Origin of the sequence: Marinimicrobium sp. ARAG 43.8 (assembly GCF_050113635.1) — a bacterium.
GTDB lineage: Bacteria > Pseudomonadota > Gammaproteobacteria > Pseudomonadales > Cellvibrionaceae > Marinimicrobium.
In genome coordinates this window covers 794,693-810,970 of sequence record NZ_JBNJLT010000001.1, presented here as the reverse complement: position 1 = coordinate 810,970, position 16,278 = coordinate 794,693, and the positions used below count along the sequence as shown (strand labels likewise).

11 protein-coding genes are annotated in these 16,278 nt (G+C 54.9%); 9 read left to right on the top strand and 2 right to left on the bottom strand.

From position 1 onward, the window contains the following. Positions 1 to 2 precede the first annotated feature (2 nt). From galK to ACQCLF_RS03395, 4 genes are all read left to right on the top strand, one after another. On the top strand, positions 3 to 1,190 hold the full coding sequence (gene galK, locus ACQCLF_RS03410; protein WP_426984881.1) for a galactokinase: 1,188 nt from the start codon (positions 3 to 5) through the stop codon (positions 1,188 to 1,190). Between the two features lie 185 nt (positions 1,191 to 1,375). Then, the gene (locus ACQCLF_RS03405; RefSeq protein WP_426984880.1) at positions 1,376 to 2,740 is read left to right on the top strand and encodes a sialate O-acetylesterase; all 1,365 of its coding nucleotides are present in this window, start codon (positions 1,376 to 1,378) and stop codon (positions 2,738 to 2,740) included. 58 nt (positions 2,741 to 2,798) lie between these two features. Next, a complete protein-coding gene (locus ACQCLF_RS03400) occupies positions 2,799 to 5,489 on the top strand; it encodes a beta-L-arabinofuranosidase domain-containing protein (protein WP_426984879.1) in 2,691 nt (896 codons plus the stop codon). Between the two features lie 16 nt (positions 5,490 to 5,505). Next, entirely contained in the window at positions 5,506 to 7,452 is a 1,947-nt protein-coding gene (locus ACQCLF_RS03395; RefSeq protein WP_426985227.1) for a glycoside hydrolase family 97 catalytic domain-containing protein, read from the top strand. Positions 7,453 to 7,525: 73 nt separating this feature from the next. On the opposite strand, the gene ACQCLF_RS03390 is transcribed toward ACQCLF_RS03395, so the two are convergent. Both ACQCLF_RS03390 and ACQCLF_RS03385 read right to left on the bottom strand, forming a co-directional pair. Then, complete coding sequence (locus ACQCLF_RS03390; protein ID WP_426984878.1) at positions 7,526 to 10,603, bottom strand: LamG-like jellyroll fold domain-containing protein; 3,078 nt, start codon at positions 10,601 to 10,603, stop codon at positions 7,526 to 7,528. 913 nt (positions 10,604 to 11,516) lie between these two features. Then, positions 11,517 to 12,239 (bottom strand): hypothetical protein, encoded by a 723-nt coding sequence (locus tag ACQCLF_RS03385; RefSeq protein WP_426984877.1) that lies wholly within the window; start codon positions 12,237 to 12,239, stop codon positions 11,517 to 11,519. Positions 12,240 to 12,396: 157 nt separating this feature from the next. Between ACQCLF_RS03385 and ACQCLF_RS03380 the strand changes: the two genes are divergently transcribed. The 5 genes from ACQCLF_RS03380 to ACQCLF_RS03360 all read left to right on the top strand — a co-directional run bounded on the left by ACQCLF_RS03380 (position 12,397) and on the right by ACQCLF_RS03360 (position 16,227). After that, positions 12,397 to 13,584 carry a hypothetical protein gene (locus ACQCLF_RS03380; RefSeq protein ID WP_426984876.1) on the top strand — a complete coding sequence of 396 codons (1,188 nt, stop codon included), beginning with the start codon at positions 12,397 to 12,399 and terminating at the stop codon, positions 13,582 to 13,584. A 49-nt stretch (positions 13,585 to 13,633) separates the two neighbouring features. Continuing rightward, positions 13,634 to 13,849, top strand: a complete 216-nt coding sequence (locus ACQCLF_RS03375) for a helix-turn-helix transcriptional regulator (protein ID WP_027329965.1) — start codon at positions 13,634 to 13,636, stop codon at positions 13,847 to 13,849. 179 nt (positions 13,850 to 14,028) lie between these two features. After that, the gene (locus ACQCLF_RS03370) at positions 14,029 to 14,607 is read left to right on the top strand and encodes an AHH domain-containing protein (protein WP_426984875.1); all 579 of its coding nucleotides are present in this window, start codon (positions 14,029 to 14,031) and stop codon (positions 14,605 to 14,607) included. Then, positions 14,604 to 15,185 carry a hypothetical protein gene (locus ACQCLF_RS03365; protein ID WP_426984874.1) on the top strand — a complete coding sequence of 194 codons (582 nt, stop codon included), beginning with the start codon at positions 14,604 to 14,606 and terminating at the stop codon, positions 15,183 to 15,185. The genes ACQCLF_RS03370 and ACQCLF_RS03365 overlap by 4 nt, the downstream gene beginning before the upstream one ends. A gap of 343 nt (positions 15,186 to 15,528) precedes the next feature. Next, positions 15,529 to 16,227, top strand: a complete 699-nt coding sequence (locus ACQCLF_RS03360) for a YagK/YfjJ domain-containing protein (protein ID WP_426984873.1) — start codon at positions 15,529 to 15,531, stop codon at positions 16,225 to 16,227. Positions 16,228 to 16,278: the final 51 nt, after the last annotated feature.

Genomic DNA, 16,278 nt, shown 5'->3' with positions numbered 1-16,278 from the left:
CTGTGCAATTGTCCGATGTAATGGGTGCTGCCGACAGGTTTGAGCTGGACGATGCCTTCGATATGCGAGGCGCGTTCCAGCAAGTGTATGGCGTCGCCGCTACCGGTGTGGTTTCCGCACCGGGCCGGGTGAACCTGATCGGTGAACATACCGATTACAACCAGGGTTTTGTCCTGCCCTGCGCACTGGAGTTTCATACCCGTGTCGCCTTTCGTCCCCGCGCGGACAGCCGGGTTCAAGTCACCTCGTTGAACTACGGGCTCGAAACTGTCCGGTTTGATCTCGCGCAGGGGCTGCATCGCGGACCCTGCGACTGGGCCAATTACATTGTCGGTGTTTACGATGTGTTGCTAAAGCGTGGTCATCGTCTAAGTGGGGCCGATCTTCTGATTATGGGTAATGTGCCGCAAGGTGCGGGCCTGTCGTCATCGGCGGCGTTGGAAGTGGCCGTGGGCGGTGCGTTGAACGTCATGAACGAATGCGGACTTTCACCGCAGGAGGTTGCCCGGATCGGACAGCAGACCGAAAACGACTTTCTCGATTGCCAAACCGGCATTATGGACCAGATGGTATCGGCCTGCGCGCGTCAGGGACACGCCCTTTTGTTGGATTGTGAAGACCTGTCGACGCAACAGATTCCCATGGTGGCCGGTTACGAACTGTTGATAATCAACTCCAACGTTAAACGTTCGCTGGTGGGCAGCGAGTACAATCAGCGTCGTCTGGATTGCGAGGCTGCCGCGAAAACGCTGGGTATTACCAGTCTGCGCCACGCATCGGTTGAGCGGTTGCAAGAGGCGCGAGCCGATATGAGCGAGAACGCCTATCGTCGCGCCCTGCATGTCATTACCGAAAACGAACGCACCTGTCAGGCGGCGGAGGCATTGGCCCGGAACGATTTTTCCACGCTTCGGGAACTGATGTACGCCTCCCACGATTCGCTGAGAAATTCTTTCGAAGTCACCGTTCCCGAGACCGATTTCCTGGTGGATTTGATTCGATCCCAATCAGGCGACGCGGGTGCGGCCCGCATGACCGGCGGCGGATTCGGTGGCGCGGTGGTGGCGCTGGTGGAACCCGCTCTGGTGGAAACCGTCAGCCAGGCGCTGCGCGAAGCGTACCCGCGAACGTTCGGATTGCAACCGGATATCTATCGCTGTCGCACCGGGAATGGTATGCGACTGGAATAAATCAGAACCATAAAGTGGCAGGGCTCCTTTCGATGACTTTCATATCGATGACGTTCATAACAATAATTTCCACCGTCTTAAAGCCGTCGTTGCGCTGGGTTGCGATACTGTTACCGTTTCTGATGTACGCTGCCCCGGTGCTCGTTGTAGCCCAACCTGTGACCAAAGCAGGTACGGAGACAGCATTGAGCCTGCCGCCGGTATTTACAGACCATATGGTCTTGCAGCGCGATCAGGACATACCCGTCTGGGGGAAAGGTCAGCCCGGCAGGGACGTTTCGGTCAGTCTGAATAATGAGTCGGCGGTGGACACCACGGTACTGGCGAATGGCCGTTGGCAGGTGATGTTGCCGACGAAAAACGCCGGTGGACCTTATGTACTGACGGTACAAAGCGAGGCTGAGCGAATCGAGTTCAAGGATGTTTTTCTTGGTGATGTCTGGCTGATGGCCGGTCAGTCCAACATGGCATTTCGGTTCCGTCACTCCGCGTTGGCCGAGCAGCAGGTGGCGCTTGCCGCCCTGCCCAATCTTCGGATTCGTTTGCTTGAAGTGCCGAAGGTGGTGTCTGGTGGTAAACGACAGGAGCGCCCGCCTAAACCCTGGCAGGTTGCCAGTGCATCTGCTGTCAGTAACTGGTCGGCGGTCGCCCTGCATTTTGCGCTGGGGTTGCAACCGACACTCAAGGATGAGAGTTCCTCTCCGGTGGCGGTTGGCATGATCAATAGCAGCCAGGGTGCATCCCTGGTGGAAGCCTGGATGACCCCGGAGTCGTTGGAGTTGGCCGGCGGTGAGACACCGCAGGTGTTCACGGATATCCGGCGTTATTATCGCAACCCGTCGGTGCTGCAAAAAACCATGCTGGCGAGCGTTCAGCCCTACGCGGTGAAAGGCGTGGTGTGGTACCAGGGCGAATCGAATGCAGCGCGAGCCGGTGATTATGAAAAGCGGTTGTCAGCCATGATCACAGGTTGGCGGTCACTGTGGCAGACACCCGATCTACCTTTTCTGGTAGTACAGCTACCGATATATCAGCCTCCCAATGACAGCAGCAATACTAAATGGGCCGAGTTGCGCTCTGCGCAGGCAGAGGCAACAAGAAGCACACCTAATGCGTGGCTCTCGGTCACTATTGATACGGGTGACAAAGACGACGTCCACCCGGTGGAGAAGAAAACCGTCGGTGACCGGCTGGTGCAACTGGCGCGAGCAATGGTGTATGGGCACGCGGTGCCTTACCGGGGACCCGAACCCTCCGTTATCAGTTATCGGGGCAGCCGTGCTGAAGTAAGCTTTCGTTACGCTGAGGGTGGGTTAAGTGTCGTTGGTAATGAGCCGCCCGCCGCCCTCTCGGTGCTGGGTTCTGACGACCATTGGCAGCCTGCCGAAGCCAGCGTAAAAGGAAACATCGTGGTCGTTCAACATCCTCAAGGTCAACCGATTTCAGGCGTTCGCCACGCCTGGTCCAACGCGCCGACGGTCAATCTTTATAACGCCCAGGGTTTTCCCGTCGAACCCTTTGAAGACCGTCAGCCGCGTCCGAACCACTGAGCGGCAATTCAAACTGTACCAAACCCGTAAACGCTCCCCGTTTACGTTGGAGACTTCCATGATAAAAAAGCAATGGCTCTTCTTTCCTTTCCATCGTTCCGAGCGCTTGACGGTGGGGCTGTTTACGCTGGTATTTTTGCTATTGGGAGTGGGGGGCTGCGATTCGGAGCCGGGCACCGACACCCAAACGCTGGTGGGAAAGACCTTAACGCTGCAGTGGCAAAACAGTGAACAAGGATGGCAGCTGGATCAGCTGGACATTCACGTCGGTGATCAGCAAGTGTCGTTGGCGGCAACCAGTGCCGAGTACACCCTGTTGTACTCGGCGATCCCACCCGACAGCACACCGATGGAAATATCGGAAAATGGGAAAGTGTTGGAATTTCCCGAACCGATTTACCGGTATAACACGGAAGAGTGGGGCCAGATTATCCAGCCGGTGGCGATGAACCAGGCGGGGGAGGCGTTGACATTTTTTCCGGCCTTTGTCGAACGGCACCCGCAAGATGAGCAGGGTGGAAAGGATAAAAAAGGTGCGCTGGTTTTCAAAGAACATACCGAGCGCGCCGATATTGAAGCGCAGTGGCGGATGGATGAGCAGTACGATTCTGACGTCAGGGTACGGTTGACGGTGACGGCCAGGACCGACGGTTATTTTTCCGTTGCCACGCCAACGCTGGCGACGGTAGCCAAATCGGAATTGGCCTGGGGTGCCATTCCGGGGCATTTTCAGGGCGCCAACATTAACGAAAGCCTGGTGCACGCTCTCGCGTACGGCCAGGGCATTCCCGATCGGCCCGTGCTGGTGCGCGAGCGCACCGCCACCACGCTCGCGCCGATGCTTAGTACGCAATCTGGTGTCACCCTGGCGGTGATTCCCGAGCCGGGCATGGGCCGCGATCCCTGGGAACACGATCACATGACCCAGCATTCGTGGCAATTGGGACTGTCGTTGATGAATCGACAATCGCAGCTCACACCGAAAGTCTGGCATCCCGTACTGGGGGAGAAAGGTTCATTCCTGAAAAAAGGCGAGAGTGTCCAGTTTGAGTTTCGCTACAGTGTCCAAATGGCTGACTGGTTTTCGGTGTATCGCCACGCCGTGGAAGATATATACCGGTTTGACGATTTTCTGGCGTTGAAACGAACCCGGCAGTCCCTTACCGATCGCATTCTGTCCATGCACGATTACTTGCAGGATGATACGCGTTCCAAATGGCGAACCGAAACTGTGGAGGGCGTCACGCTGGGGGCGCAGGCTTACCTGGGTGGCGTGCTTAACTCGGATCGCGACGCCATGAAAAACTCCGACTACGGCGCCATGTGGATGCTGGCCCGTATTATGGATGACCCGGTGCTGAAGGAAACCCGGCTGCCATACGCGAGAAACTTCAAACTGTTGCAGCAGCAATCCGAGCCTGGGTTCTACCACGGCGCGGCCAAAGGTCAGTATTTTCTCTCGAAAAGCAAAACCTTCACCGAAGAGTGGGGCGACTACGTTGAGCCCATTGCCATTACCTATTACACACTCGTGGATATTGGCAATATCTTGCTCTTTGAGCCCGACGATGAGGCGCTAAAACAGCGTTTGCGCGATGGTGCCGAACGGCTGTTGGCCTGGCAAAAGCCTGCGGGAAACTGGGCGGTCGCCTATGATCATACCAGCGAAAAACCGCTGTTCACCGAACTGGAAGACTTGCGTCCGACCTTTTACGGACTGGTGGTAGCGTATCGGATTTTCGGCGATGAGCGTTATCTACGTGCGGCACAGAACGGGGCGGACTGGTACATCCAGAACGCGGTCAATACGGGACATTTTCTGGGTGTGTGTGGGGACAACCGGTTTGTGCCGGACTTCGCTACCGGTCAAAGTGCGCAGGCGTTACTGGACCTCTATGAGCTGACTGACGAGACGCGCTATTTGGACGCCGCCAAGCGCGCGACACAGTTGTATACCCAGTCTATTTATACGCACCCGGTTCCGGACATGACAGGAAAAAACGTTCATGGCGTGGGTCGGGAGGATTGGGAGATCTCCCAGGTGGGGCTCAGCAACGAACATGGCGGGGGCATTGGCTCGGCCAATGACAACGGCCCCATTTTGTTGGCCAGCCACGCCGGACTGTTTGTACGGATGTACCAGCTCACTGGCGAAACATTGTACTTGCACATGGCGCGTGCCGCCGCGCTGGGCCGTGATGCCTTCGTCGACCCGGACACCAGCACCGCGTCGTACTACTGGCAGGCGATGGACGCGGGCCCCGGTGCTTTTCCGCATCACGCCTGGTGGCAGATTGGCTGGATCACCGACTACCTGCTCGCCGAAGCCGAGCTGCGCTCGGGCGGTCAAGTACAGTTTCCCCGTGGCTTTGTGACACCGAAGGTCGGGCCGCACCAAAGTTACGGCTTTGCACCCGGTGACGTCTATGGCACTCAGGCGTCTCTGATGCTTCGGCACGATAGTGTGAACAGCGATAATCCCTACGTGGATTTTTACATGGCGCTGTCCAACGACGGAAAACGCTTGTTTGTGTTTCTTCTGAACAATGACGATGAGCCGCAAACTGCGCAGGTGGAAGTAAATAGCACACCATTGCTAGGCCGTGAAGCGATTCGAACCCAGTTGCTCGATCAGGATGGTGCGCCCTTGTCAGATCCGTCAACGACCCCACCCGCTACGGTCACCATTCCCGCTTATGGACTGCGCACGCTGGAACTGTCAGCGGACGATACCGCACGCGCTAACTGAATTAGGAGAGTCTGTGATGATTGTAAAAAAGAGACAATACTGGACGTGGCTGCTGTGGCTTACTTTTTGTGTGCCGTGTCTGAGCAACGCGGAACATCCTGAAAGCACCGGGGTCTTGCTTGCCAGTCCGAGCGGAACTGTGCAGGGAGAGGTCTTTATCCAGGGTAGCCAGTTGTACTATCAGGTGGAGTTCAATCGTCACCGCGTTATTCAGCCCTCCCCGCTGGGCATTACCGTAGAGGGGCAGTCGCTGGGCCGACATGCGTCGATTGAAAGCGTTGAGACAAAGCAGGTACATCATCAGTATCCAGTGCTCGGTGTTCATTCGGTGGCGCACAACCATTACCGTGAGGCTATGGTGACCCTGCAATCGCCTTCGCAGGCACACTGGTATTTGCAGCTGCGGGCTTATAATGACGGCTTTGCCTACCGCTACGTGATTCCTCAATCAGACGCATCAACCGTTACTGTGAGCGGCGAGCAGTCCAGCTGGACGCTGCCGGAGAACAGCGACGTGTGGTACTTCGAGCGTGACTCTGACTGGAAGCTGAAAACCTACGCGGGTGAATGGTTGAAAACCACCGTGAATGAACTCCCGGCGGTGTCGGCGAACGGGCCCGTGCAGGGGCCACCACTTGTGGTAGAGATTCCGGAGCATCAAGGGTACGCGGTACTGACCGAAGCGGCGCTCTATAACTACAGTGGCATGCGGTTGCGGGCACTCGGCCAGCGTCGGGTCCAGGCGGATTTTACTGAGGGCAAACGCGGGTTTTCCGTGGCCACCGCGGATGGGGCGATGGATGGGGCGATGGATGGGGCGACAGTCACTCCGTGGCGAGTCACGATGTTAGGGGAAAACCTCGACGCACTGGTTAATTCGGATCTGATCACTAACCTCAACCCGGCACCGGATGAGTCACTGTTTGCCGAGACGGATTACATCAAACCGGGGCGTGCCGTCTGGCGCTGGTGGAGCCGGGAAACCGGCACGCCGGAACAGGAGCGGCAGTTTGTCGACTACGCCAGTGAACTGGGGTTCGAGTACAGTCTGGTGGACGATGGCTGGGAGAGTTGGGAGAGCCCTTGGGCATCACTTGAGCAGCTCACTGACTATGCCGACGGGCAGAATGTTAACGTTTTTGTGTGGAAAGACTGGAATCAGGTCAAAGACCCGTCTGGTGACTGGGAGGCGTTGCGGGCGTTTCTGGATGGGGTGCGCAAAGCCGGTGCGGTCGGTGTGAAACTGGACTTTATGAACGCGGAATCTATAGACCGTATTCGTTTTGAAGAAGCCGCCTTGCGATTGGCGGCGGAGCGAAAACTGATGGTGCTGTTTCACGGCATTCAAAAGCCAACGGGCGAATCGCGGACCTATCCCAATGAAATTTCCCGGGAGGGAATTCGTGGTCTGGAGCTGAATCGTATGGATCAGCCCCTCCCAGCCAGTCACAATGCTGCCTTGCCTTTCACACGTTTTCTGGTTGGCCACGGTGACTATACACCGCTGGGCTACAGCCTGCCCGGCAACACCACCTACGCCCATCAATTGGCCACGGTGGTGCTCTTTACCTCGCCTTTTCAAGTAATTGCCGAACATCCCGACATGTTATTGCATAACGATGACGTGGCGGCAGGGCTCGAACTGCTAAAAACCATTCCCGCCGTATGGGATGAGTCGCGAGTGCTGCCTTCCAGTCGTATTGGTGAACTGGCCCTAATGGCACGACGTTCAGGAGACCACTGGTTTTTGACGGCATTGAATGGCACTGATCAGCCGGTACGCATTGACACGCTGGACTTGTCGTTTCTCGGTGAAGGTGCCTACACCGCTGAGGTGGTGTTCAGTCCTGAACCCCGGCGCTTACAAAAAAGCCATGCGTCGGCACTGGATAGTCATAGCGAATATCCGTTGAAACTGCTGCCGCGAGATGGGGCAGTGCTGCGTTTCTCACCAACGCCTTAAAGTGTTCCGATGTTGAAAAACGGGCCGCATTGCGGCCCGTTTTTTTGTGCGTCTGCTTCTTACTAAGCACGGCTTAAGGAATCACGGGGTGATATGTTTCATTCATCCAGTCCACCAGATGGCGGTCACTGCCCGCTTGTCGATACAGGTCGGGGAAGCCCGGCTCGATTTGATCGGTGTCGTTATCCCAGCCTATGACCTGACGGGAGTGTGTAAACTGAATCGCACCCGCACCGCCGTACTCCGCGGGACCGGGCGCGGTGGAGGACAGTGTGTTGGTCCGGGCCAGCGCATTGTTGCGTACCAGAACATCGCGTGCGGACTGCACGGAAATGCCGCCCCAGTTGGCGTCTTCCACAGTGTTGTTACTGATTATGAAATGACTTTGCCATTGAATGTCCAGCGGGTTGTCACCGGCGGAGATATTTTCCCGTCCACAAAAAAGGCTGTAACGATTTTGCGGTGTGTAGCGGTTGGTGAAAATACTGACGGCGGCCGGAGGCATAGTCGTCAGGGACGTAATGGGAATCCACTGGCCGGTGTTCGCGATGACGTTATTATCGAAAATCACGTTGCGAGCCCCGGAGCCATTGTTGCCCCAGGAATTGGAGCACGCCTTTACATCAATCATCAGGGGAAATTTAACGCCTTGGTGGGAGGTGTTGAAAAACGTGTTGTGTGCGATCAACGCGTGAGGGGCAGAAAACTTCGCGCCGTTGCCGCGATTTTCGCCAAAGGTTGAACCGATAATGACATAGTTACTGCTGAACCGGCTGCCGTCCGGATTAAAATGATGCACCATGGTATCGTGCCGATACACGGAGGGGGTATTGGTTGGAACGGGCGTAGAGAATTCCAGCAAAGCACAGGCGCGTGCGGTGGTGCTGCCGTTACTGTAGTTCACCGTGCCATAGGTCGACCAGTCCGGGTGTGTGCTGTCCACCACTTCTTTGCCGACCATCGTGCCGCGCCAAAGAAAGTTCATGTCCCGGTCACGCAGCTCATAGATATCGCCCACTTCGGCCAGATCGACGGGACGAGGGTTTGAGGCATAACAAGCGGACAGCGTGTGGGTGTCTACATACTTGGGGTTGAAACCCGTCAACTCACGAATGACCATTCGATCCTCTGTGCCGCCGATGGCCTCCACGTTTTTAAACAGGTAATGCCCGCGATTGTGAAACAAAAAGATACCGTCCGCCTTGGTGGCCACCACGGCATTGGGGTCGGTTTCATTCGGGTCCAGAGTGGCTTTGAAATTCTTCACTTTCAGATATTGCACACCGCCAAAGGCCGCCAGGGCGTTTCCGGGGCTGGACGTAACGTGAATATTCTGGAGCGTCACGTGTTTTGAATGTTGCAGTGAAAAGGCCCGTTTCCCGCCGTAGTGGGCGACCAGATAATGCAGATCCGGGTCCACGGCGTCGTAAAACTCTGTATCGGCGCTGAGATCAATGACGGCGGACCCATTGGCCTGCACCTGAACGGTGTAGCTGCCGATATTGGCTTCCTCATGCGGGCCGACAATGCTGTCCGTACCGCTCGCGAGCGGGTGAAGGTTGGCAAAAGGCAGCAGCAGTGAAGACCCCGTGCCGGAATACTGGCCCACTGCACTCAAGCTGTAACTCGTGTCCGGGGCGGCCCAGGTTACCATCGCGCCCATTTCGTCGAGGTAATCTCGATAGTCGCGGGCGCTGCCGGCCACGGGTGTCAGCTCCAGCTCGTAATTGCCGAGTTTTTCCACATTGACCTTGGTCTGAAACGGGTACACTTCATTGAAAAAATCCAGCGTGAAATTCCGGATTTCCACTCGCTCGTTGCCGAGACCGGCGCTGTCTTTTTCCAGCCAGAATATATCCCGTCGGGCGGCGTGGATCAATTTGGAGCCGTTACCATCAATGATCAGATCCGTTTGTCCGGCCACATTAATGGTGTTGCCATAGAGGTTGCGATTGTCGCCCACGTAGAACTCACCGTTTTCGGGAAACACTATTTTCACGATCTTGCCATTGTAAGCACTGTTGTTCCTGGCGTCGTTCAACGCGTCTGCGATGACTTGCTGGTTTGCCACGCCGTGGGTCATTACACCGGCTTCGCCACTGGGCGGCGTTTCATCGGCGATGTTGAATGGCATTCCGTTGGCGGGAATCAGGTCATCCAGGTATAGCGTAACGAGATCGACAGCGGCATCGTGCTCGGTGTGACCACTGGCATCCTGTGGTGGCGCCACGTCGAAGGCCCAGGGACCGCGGGTGGAATCCTCAATGTAGTCCGCCAGAAGTTCGTCCCCGCTCAGCGCGGTGGTGTAAACGCGCACCTGATCGAATTGGCCCTGCAGTGTGCGGGTGGGTGTGGACTCAAACGTTTGTCCCACGCGCAGTGTGCGAATCGCGGTGAGGTCAATACCGGACACGGGCACTTCACCGAGTAACTCCGCGTTCAAATAAAAGCGCAGGTACTCATCAGCTTTGATCACCGCGCTGATTTGCATCCATCCCTGGGTAATGTCGTTGTCGCGTTCGATGTGGTTGAACTTAGGAGAGGCCACCGCACTGGTGGTGGAAAAACCGGGAATCCGGTTAAGGCCGCCGCCCTCGGAGTAAAAGCGCACGCGCTCGTTGTTGTATATCTGGAGTCCAATCCACTCGCCAGCGTTGTTTTGCAGCGAGATCAGGTAACCTTTGTCGTTGTCGACCGGGCGTACCCAAATGGACAATGTCATTTCGGTGACCGTGCTCATTTGCGTACTGGTAAAATCAGTTTCCAGTATCTGGTCATCGTTGAGTGCGTCACCCGCCAGGTTGAGTCCGCGTACAGCACCATGTCGGTCGGAGGCGGCGTTGGGGTCATCCAGAATCTCCACCGGGATGGGCGACTGATCATCCTCAAGTGTGAGGCTGCCCCACTGCACGATATTCAGCGTCTGCTGTTGTCCCGACCGGTCGCTGACCTCGGTGGATGAGGTGGCAATGTCATCAAAGCCCCATAGGGCTGCGAGATCTCCGCGATGCTCCTGGGCCTGGGGCGCCAAGGGTATAAGTGACGTGGCAAGTAGGGTGGAAAGCAATGTGGAAGCCAGTATTTTACGGGTCAGGCTTCGTTTCAGTACCCCAAAGGGGGATTGTTGGCGTATACCTGCGGTGATAGTCACAGGGCGTTTCCTCCATCTTTTATGGTTGTGGTGCCCGCTGGCTGCAACGTGGCGGGCTATTCAGGAGAGGCTGGGAAGAAAGATCGCGCCAGCCACTTTGTGACTATAATAGATATAAAGTGAGTGTGCTGTGATTTTTTAGGGCGCTATAGCTTTTTAGTGGGGAACGAGTGCGGGAATTGCTCCTGGAGTAGGGCACGGTGATAATAAGGCCACTGTGGACAAGATGTTTCCAGGTATGTAAGCGCTTACGTCAGGCAAGGATGTGAAGCTCTTATATAGTAGGCACGAATTGATACCGTCGTTTATATTTCAAATTTATCTTACAGCGCGAAAGGATGACCGTTTTGTCAGCGCCAGCGCCTGTGAACGGTATCGCCGCGCTCAGCCTCCACGGGAAGGACAGAAATAAAAAACCCCTGAAATTCTTTAGGAAGATCAGGGGTTTAGGTGTTGCTATTTGGTGGGGCGGGGGGAGTTGAATAAAGAGTCTAACCTTTTGAAATATATGGCTTAAATCTGGGTTCAACAACCCTTTGGAATACTCTTTGGAATACCTGTCACGGCCGTGAACCGGGGGTTCAAGGTAACCAGTAATGGATTGTTCGGGGGTGGCGCTGGTGCTGCTCCCCCAGAATGGGGCAGTGTGCCGGATATGTCGCTGATGTTACCACGTGCGAACCTATCTACAAGGTGAGCAAGACGGACACGCGTTCCGAGCCACGGCCTCTTCAATTCTCAACGAAAGAGGGCTTCAAGCCCAACGTAATTGAGCGTCAACTCTCCCGCTAGGAGTGTAATGGAGTGCGTGCTGCCTATACCAATCAAGCGGAGTATTTGGAGGAGCGCGCACAGGAAATGCAGTGGTGGGCTGATTTCCTTGAGCGTCGAGTAGGTTAGTTGTATAGCCTCTTTAGCTTTTTTTGTGGCGTGCTCTAACGCGGCTTGTCTCCAAAAGTATTGATCTGATGCGGGCCCGTTTTTCTTCGAACAGATCCAGTGCCCTGTCATGCTGTTCCGGAGTTAATTCGGGGTTTTCCGCGTTGTGCGCTACTTGGTATTTACAAAATTCTTTAAGGTGCGATTCTGAGTAGCTCAAGAGCTCGTCCAAACTCTTCAATAAGTCTTTCAAGTCCTTTTCAAGATCGCTCACACGGGGGGCGGGCTTTTGATTTCGCAGACTTTTCTTGAGGCTGTCAACGTCTTTGGTGAGCTCTTCTACCGCAAGCACAGAATCCTCCAGCATGCTCTCAAGAGCGGCCTTGATCGTGATTCCTTTATGTTTAGCAACTTGCTTGGCTATTTTAAGCGTGTGCGGTTTTACCAGAAGCTGAGGGCGTTCCACCCCGTCACGATCATCCCTTTCCGATTGCTGCTTTGCACGCCATGCCGCAAGCATTCGCGTGAAAAAGAGGTGACTTTGCTCGCTGTCGTCTAGTTCACTTAGGTACCGGCGCAGTATCGCTCTATTTGTTTCCCAGTTCTTACCCTCAGAAGGGATCCAAGATGCGCCTGGTTTGGGAGGCTCGCTGAACCAGCCTGGGTATCCCCGAATGTAGTTAATCGCCCACTCGTCAAGCGATCTTGGCTTCCCTTCAAGCCATCGTTCCCACTTCTTTGTGATATGTATTCGCATTAGCATTTACTCCCGTGTCAAGGCCTACGCCTATTATAGTCTCTCTAACGTGTTATGTAACGCCTATATAACGTTAGCAATACGAACTGGTTTACACCCCGGTGTTAAAACCGTATAAAATCAGGTTTGAGCTATGGTGATTGAGGGGTAGTTTTTTATGAGTGCCTGTTTTGTTTTTGGCTGGAAGGACAAGAACTTGAAACTGGAGCATCGCCTAACATTGGCAAGGATGGTAGGGAAGTACGGAATTGAAGGTAGTGTCGCAGGTGGCGTAAGGGATATTTCCCGCCGTCTCAAATTGCCGGTAGAAATGATTTCGTCAGCTATACGAGAGCTAACGGAAGGGCAATATCTTGTTGTAAAGAGGGAGGGGAAAATTGGTCGACCTTCTTACAGCTACTCCCTTGCTCCGGGTGTAAAGAGTGCTTATAAGAAGGGAAAAGCCGCTGGCGAGGCTCCGCATTGTAAGATGATCGAGGCGTTAATTCTTGATATCTCGTCGGGAGGAGCGCGTAAAAGAGAGAACCTGAGCCCAGTAAATGCCTTTGTGTTGGCGTACTTGGTCTACATTTGTGGCCATGGAGGGGTAGTTCCCAGGCTGTCGAAGAAGCGGAGCCTGACAGAGCTGGGGATAAGAGGGGAGCGTCTTGATAGTCAGCTAAAGAAGCTTAAAGCTCTCGGTTATGTGAGAGGGGTACGTCCCGGCGTTTACAGTAAGCAATTCCTAGGGGTGGTACCGAGGACTATTTTCATTGACTTAGAGCGGTGTTTTGAGAGGGTCGGGCTTCCATTCGATTTTGAGGTTCTAAAGCTCACGTTCAAGAGGGAGTATACGGTTGCTGAAGCCGTTTATGATGCCGTAAGCGATCGGGAGCTGGTTGTTTGGGCAGAAGACGGCAGTAAGATAGTTGGGTTTGGGAGGAGGAGGCCCATAAAGCCACCACTTGGTGTCCTTCGCTATTTTTCAGATCAGAACGCCCACGCCGTCCAGGATGCTCTTCAGACAATGCTAGACGTGTGCGCTTGCGAGGAGATTGTCAGGTATAACGGAGACACTACTTTTGACAAAGATCGGTTCGAAAGGTTTGTCGAGCGCTACATCTGTTGGTATTTGCCAAACAGCAGAGTACTGCCCGAGCGCCTGAGAGGCGATGAACGATGGATGATGGACAAGCTTTACAATTACGTTTTAGCAACCGCTCGAGAAATTTCGAGACTTTGCGCTGCTTCGATGATAGGTAAGTCCTTCGGAGACTTGGTTTCCCTGGCAGTTGTAAGGACTGATACATGGTCAAAGACGTTTAGGTGCATTATTACAAGACAAGCTGATCGAAAGGGGGAGTAAATATCTACGTTTCCTCCGCATCTCATGAACGGATCTACAGGAGTCCATCATGAGATTTTTACGCCTCAAAGAAGTCATTGAACTGACCGGTCTGAGCCGGTCCACCATCTACAAATACATCGAAGACGGGCTATTCCCTCGGTCAGTCTCCTTAGGAGGACGGGCCGTTGCCTGGGTAGACCAGGAGGTCCACGACTGGGTATTGGCCCGGATTGAGGAGCGGGACCAGAACAAGCCGGCATTCGCCGACCGGGCAGTTGCCTGAGCCGGCGGCCCCGGGCAAATCGTTGGAACTTAATCAGAAACCAATGTGGGTGCGCCATCGTAGAGAAGGGCGGTGTGACGGTGGTCACATCCGTGAATGTGGCAGGTTATGGCCCGTTGCGTCTATGGCGCGGTTCCGACACACTTCGGATCTCTGGAGACCACAAAAGGGACCTATGCATGCCATTACCTCACGAGCACGTCGTCAATCACGCCATCAGCCAGTTTGCCCGTCTGGAGCAGCCCAGTCTGCTGGACTGGAACCACCTGAAAACCCTCTCCCAGATCCAGCGAGGGTTGGCGGAATATGAAGCCAAGGGCCGGGGCATGACCTTCGAGCAGCTCATGAATGAGAGCCATGACTGCAAGCGCTTGGCCCGCCATATGACGGCCAACGGAGATCCCAGGCCCAGCCAGAAGTGTGACTGTCACGCCATCATTGCCGGTAAGGACCCTAGGTCGGTGCCCTTACGGGCCGTTATGGCCTGGGTGAAGATGAGGATCGACTTTCCGTTGAACGGGGCTTGGCTTCCTCACAACACCGCTGCAAAGCCCCATATGCCCAAACACCTGAGTCAGGCGGTCCCGCATAGCAGAATTCACCGGAATGGCTATTACCGCTGGTTGGGCACCCTTATTGATCACGTCCGTATCAAGGACGACCGTTCATTGGCGGACGCGCTCCGAATGGTTCGCTTTAAGCTCCAGACCTCCAGCTTCCCGCCATACGTCATGCTGCCAGCGAGCCAGCTCAAATGATCTATCGAATTCTCCACGATGAGTCGTACCTAATGCATGTCATTCCGCCAGTGGAGTCTATGACCAAGCTGGGGGAGGAACACGGCACCTTTGCGTTTAACGCTGAACCCAAGGCGTATCAAGGCGTCTGGAAGCCGCTAGAGATTGAGTTCCGTCCCTGCGAGGGTTCGAGAGCGACCGAAGTGCCGGACGTATCGGAAAACTTCGGGCGGCTATTCCTGTCCGAGAGAGCATTCCTGGTCCTGGGCGATCTGTTGGAGCAGAGCGGGGAGTGCCTTCCAGTGACCTTCGGCGGGAGCAAAGGATATATTTTCAACCCCACCTCCACGGCAGAGCAGTATGATGCGATTATTCAATCTGCGACTGCTTACGACGAGCACGGAAACTTGGTGCACTTTGGGTTTGTTGAGGCAAGGCTTGCCGGCGTCCCAATGTTTAAAACTGAGCTGGATCTCTACAAGGGGGTTTTTTGCGGTGAGCCGGTAAGGGATCTCTGCGTCAGCGAGGGGCTGACGGGAATAACTTTCAGCCCGGACGCCTCTAATCCCCTGGGCAGGTCTTACGGCCAAATTCAGTAGGGCGGTCCCGTCCAAGAGGAGGCCGGGTTTGATAGGCTTCTTCAAAACTCTTCGAAATAATCGACAGCGTAAAAACGCCGTGACTTGCCGAGCGCCCGTTCCTTAGGCTCTGTCTACGTCGGGACTTCATGGGTTCAATCATGTAGGGAATAGTAATATATACCCACGCCAGTGTGGATGAACCCATGCACGATAGTAAGCATGGGAAGCGGTAGCAGCGGAATAATGGGCTGCCTCAAAGCAGCCCCCATATAACGTCGATAGCGAGCGAGAGCCTGACGTGGTGTAAAAGTTGATAGAGCCTCCTGACGGTATGTCAATAAACCTACCTATTGGAGTAGCCATGAAACCAACTACACTTGAACACCACGACCAACCTAAAGCCAAGCTGGGCCACTTAACACTCCACGAAGATCATCACTACCGAAACCTCCCGGTTCAGGTAACCAGAGGACCGCTTATTGAGGAGTATCTGGAGCGACTGTACGAGGTGGTGCAGGAATCCCTGATGGACAACAGCCGTGTCTTTGCCGTCCGGGTAGATCTTAGGTTCCCGGTGAGCTACTGGCCTCTCGAAGGAGAAGCGCTTGGCAATGAATACATCAGGCGGTTTTGGGAGGTGTTGAAGTACAGGCTGTCTCGGTATCAGCTCAGAGAGGGCCGTATTCACCCAGCGAAGCTCCACTATGCTTGGGCACGTGAATACAAGGCAGGTGAGACGAAACCACATTTCCATCTGCTGATTCTGTTGAACGGCCATGCCTTCAACACGCTGGGTAATTTCAATTACTCTGGAGAGAATCTGCACAACGTGATAGCTGAGTCCTGGGCGAATGTGTTGATGTTGCCGGAATTCGAGGGGAAGGGGCTGGCGAACTTTCCCGTAGATGGGCAGTACCTTGTTCGGCGGGGCGTTGAGTGGGAGCTTCAGAAGCTCTTCTTGCGGGGCAGCTATCTCACGAAAGCCGCCACCAAGTCCTTTGACGATGGCTGCCACTCATTCCGGACAAGCCAGACTTCAGTCGGCGGATGGATGTGGTGATTGAGCTGCGGGCGCCGACAAGGCGCCCATATGCCGGGATAGGTAGTAATT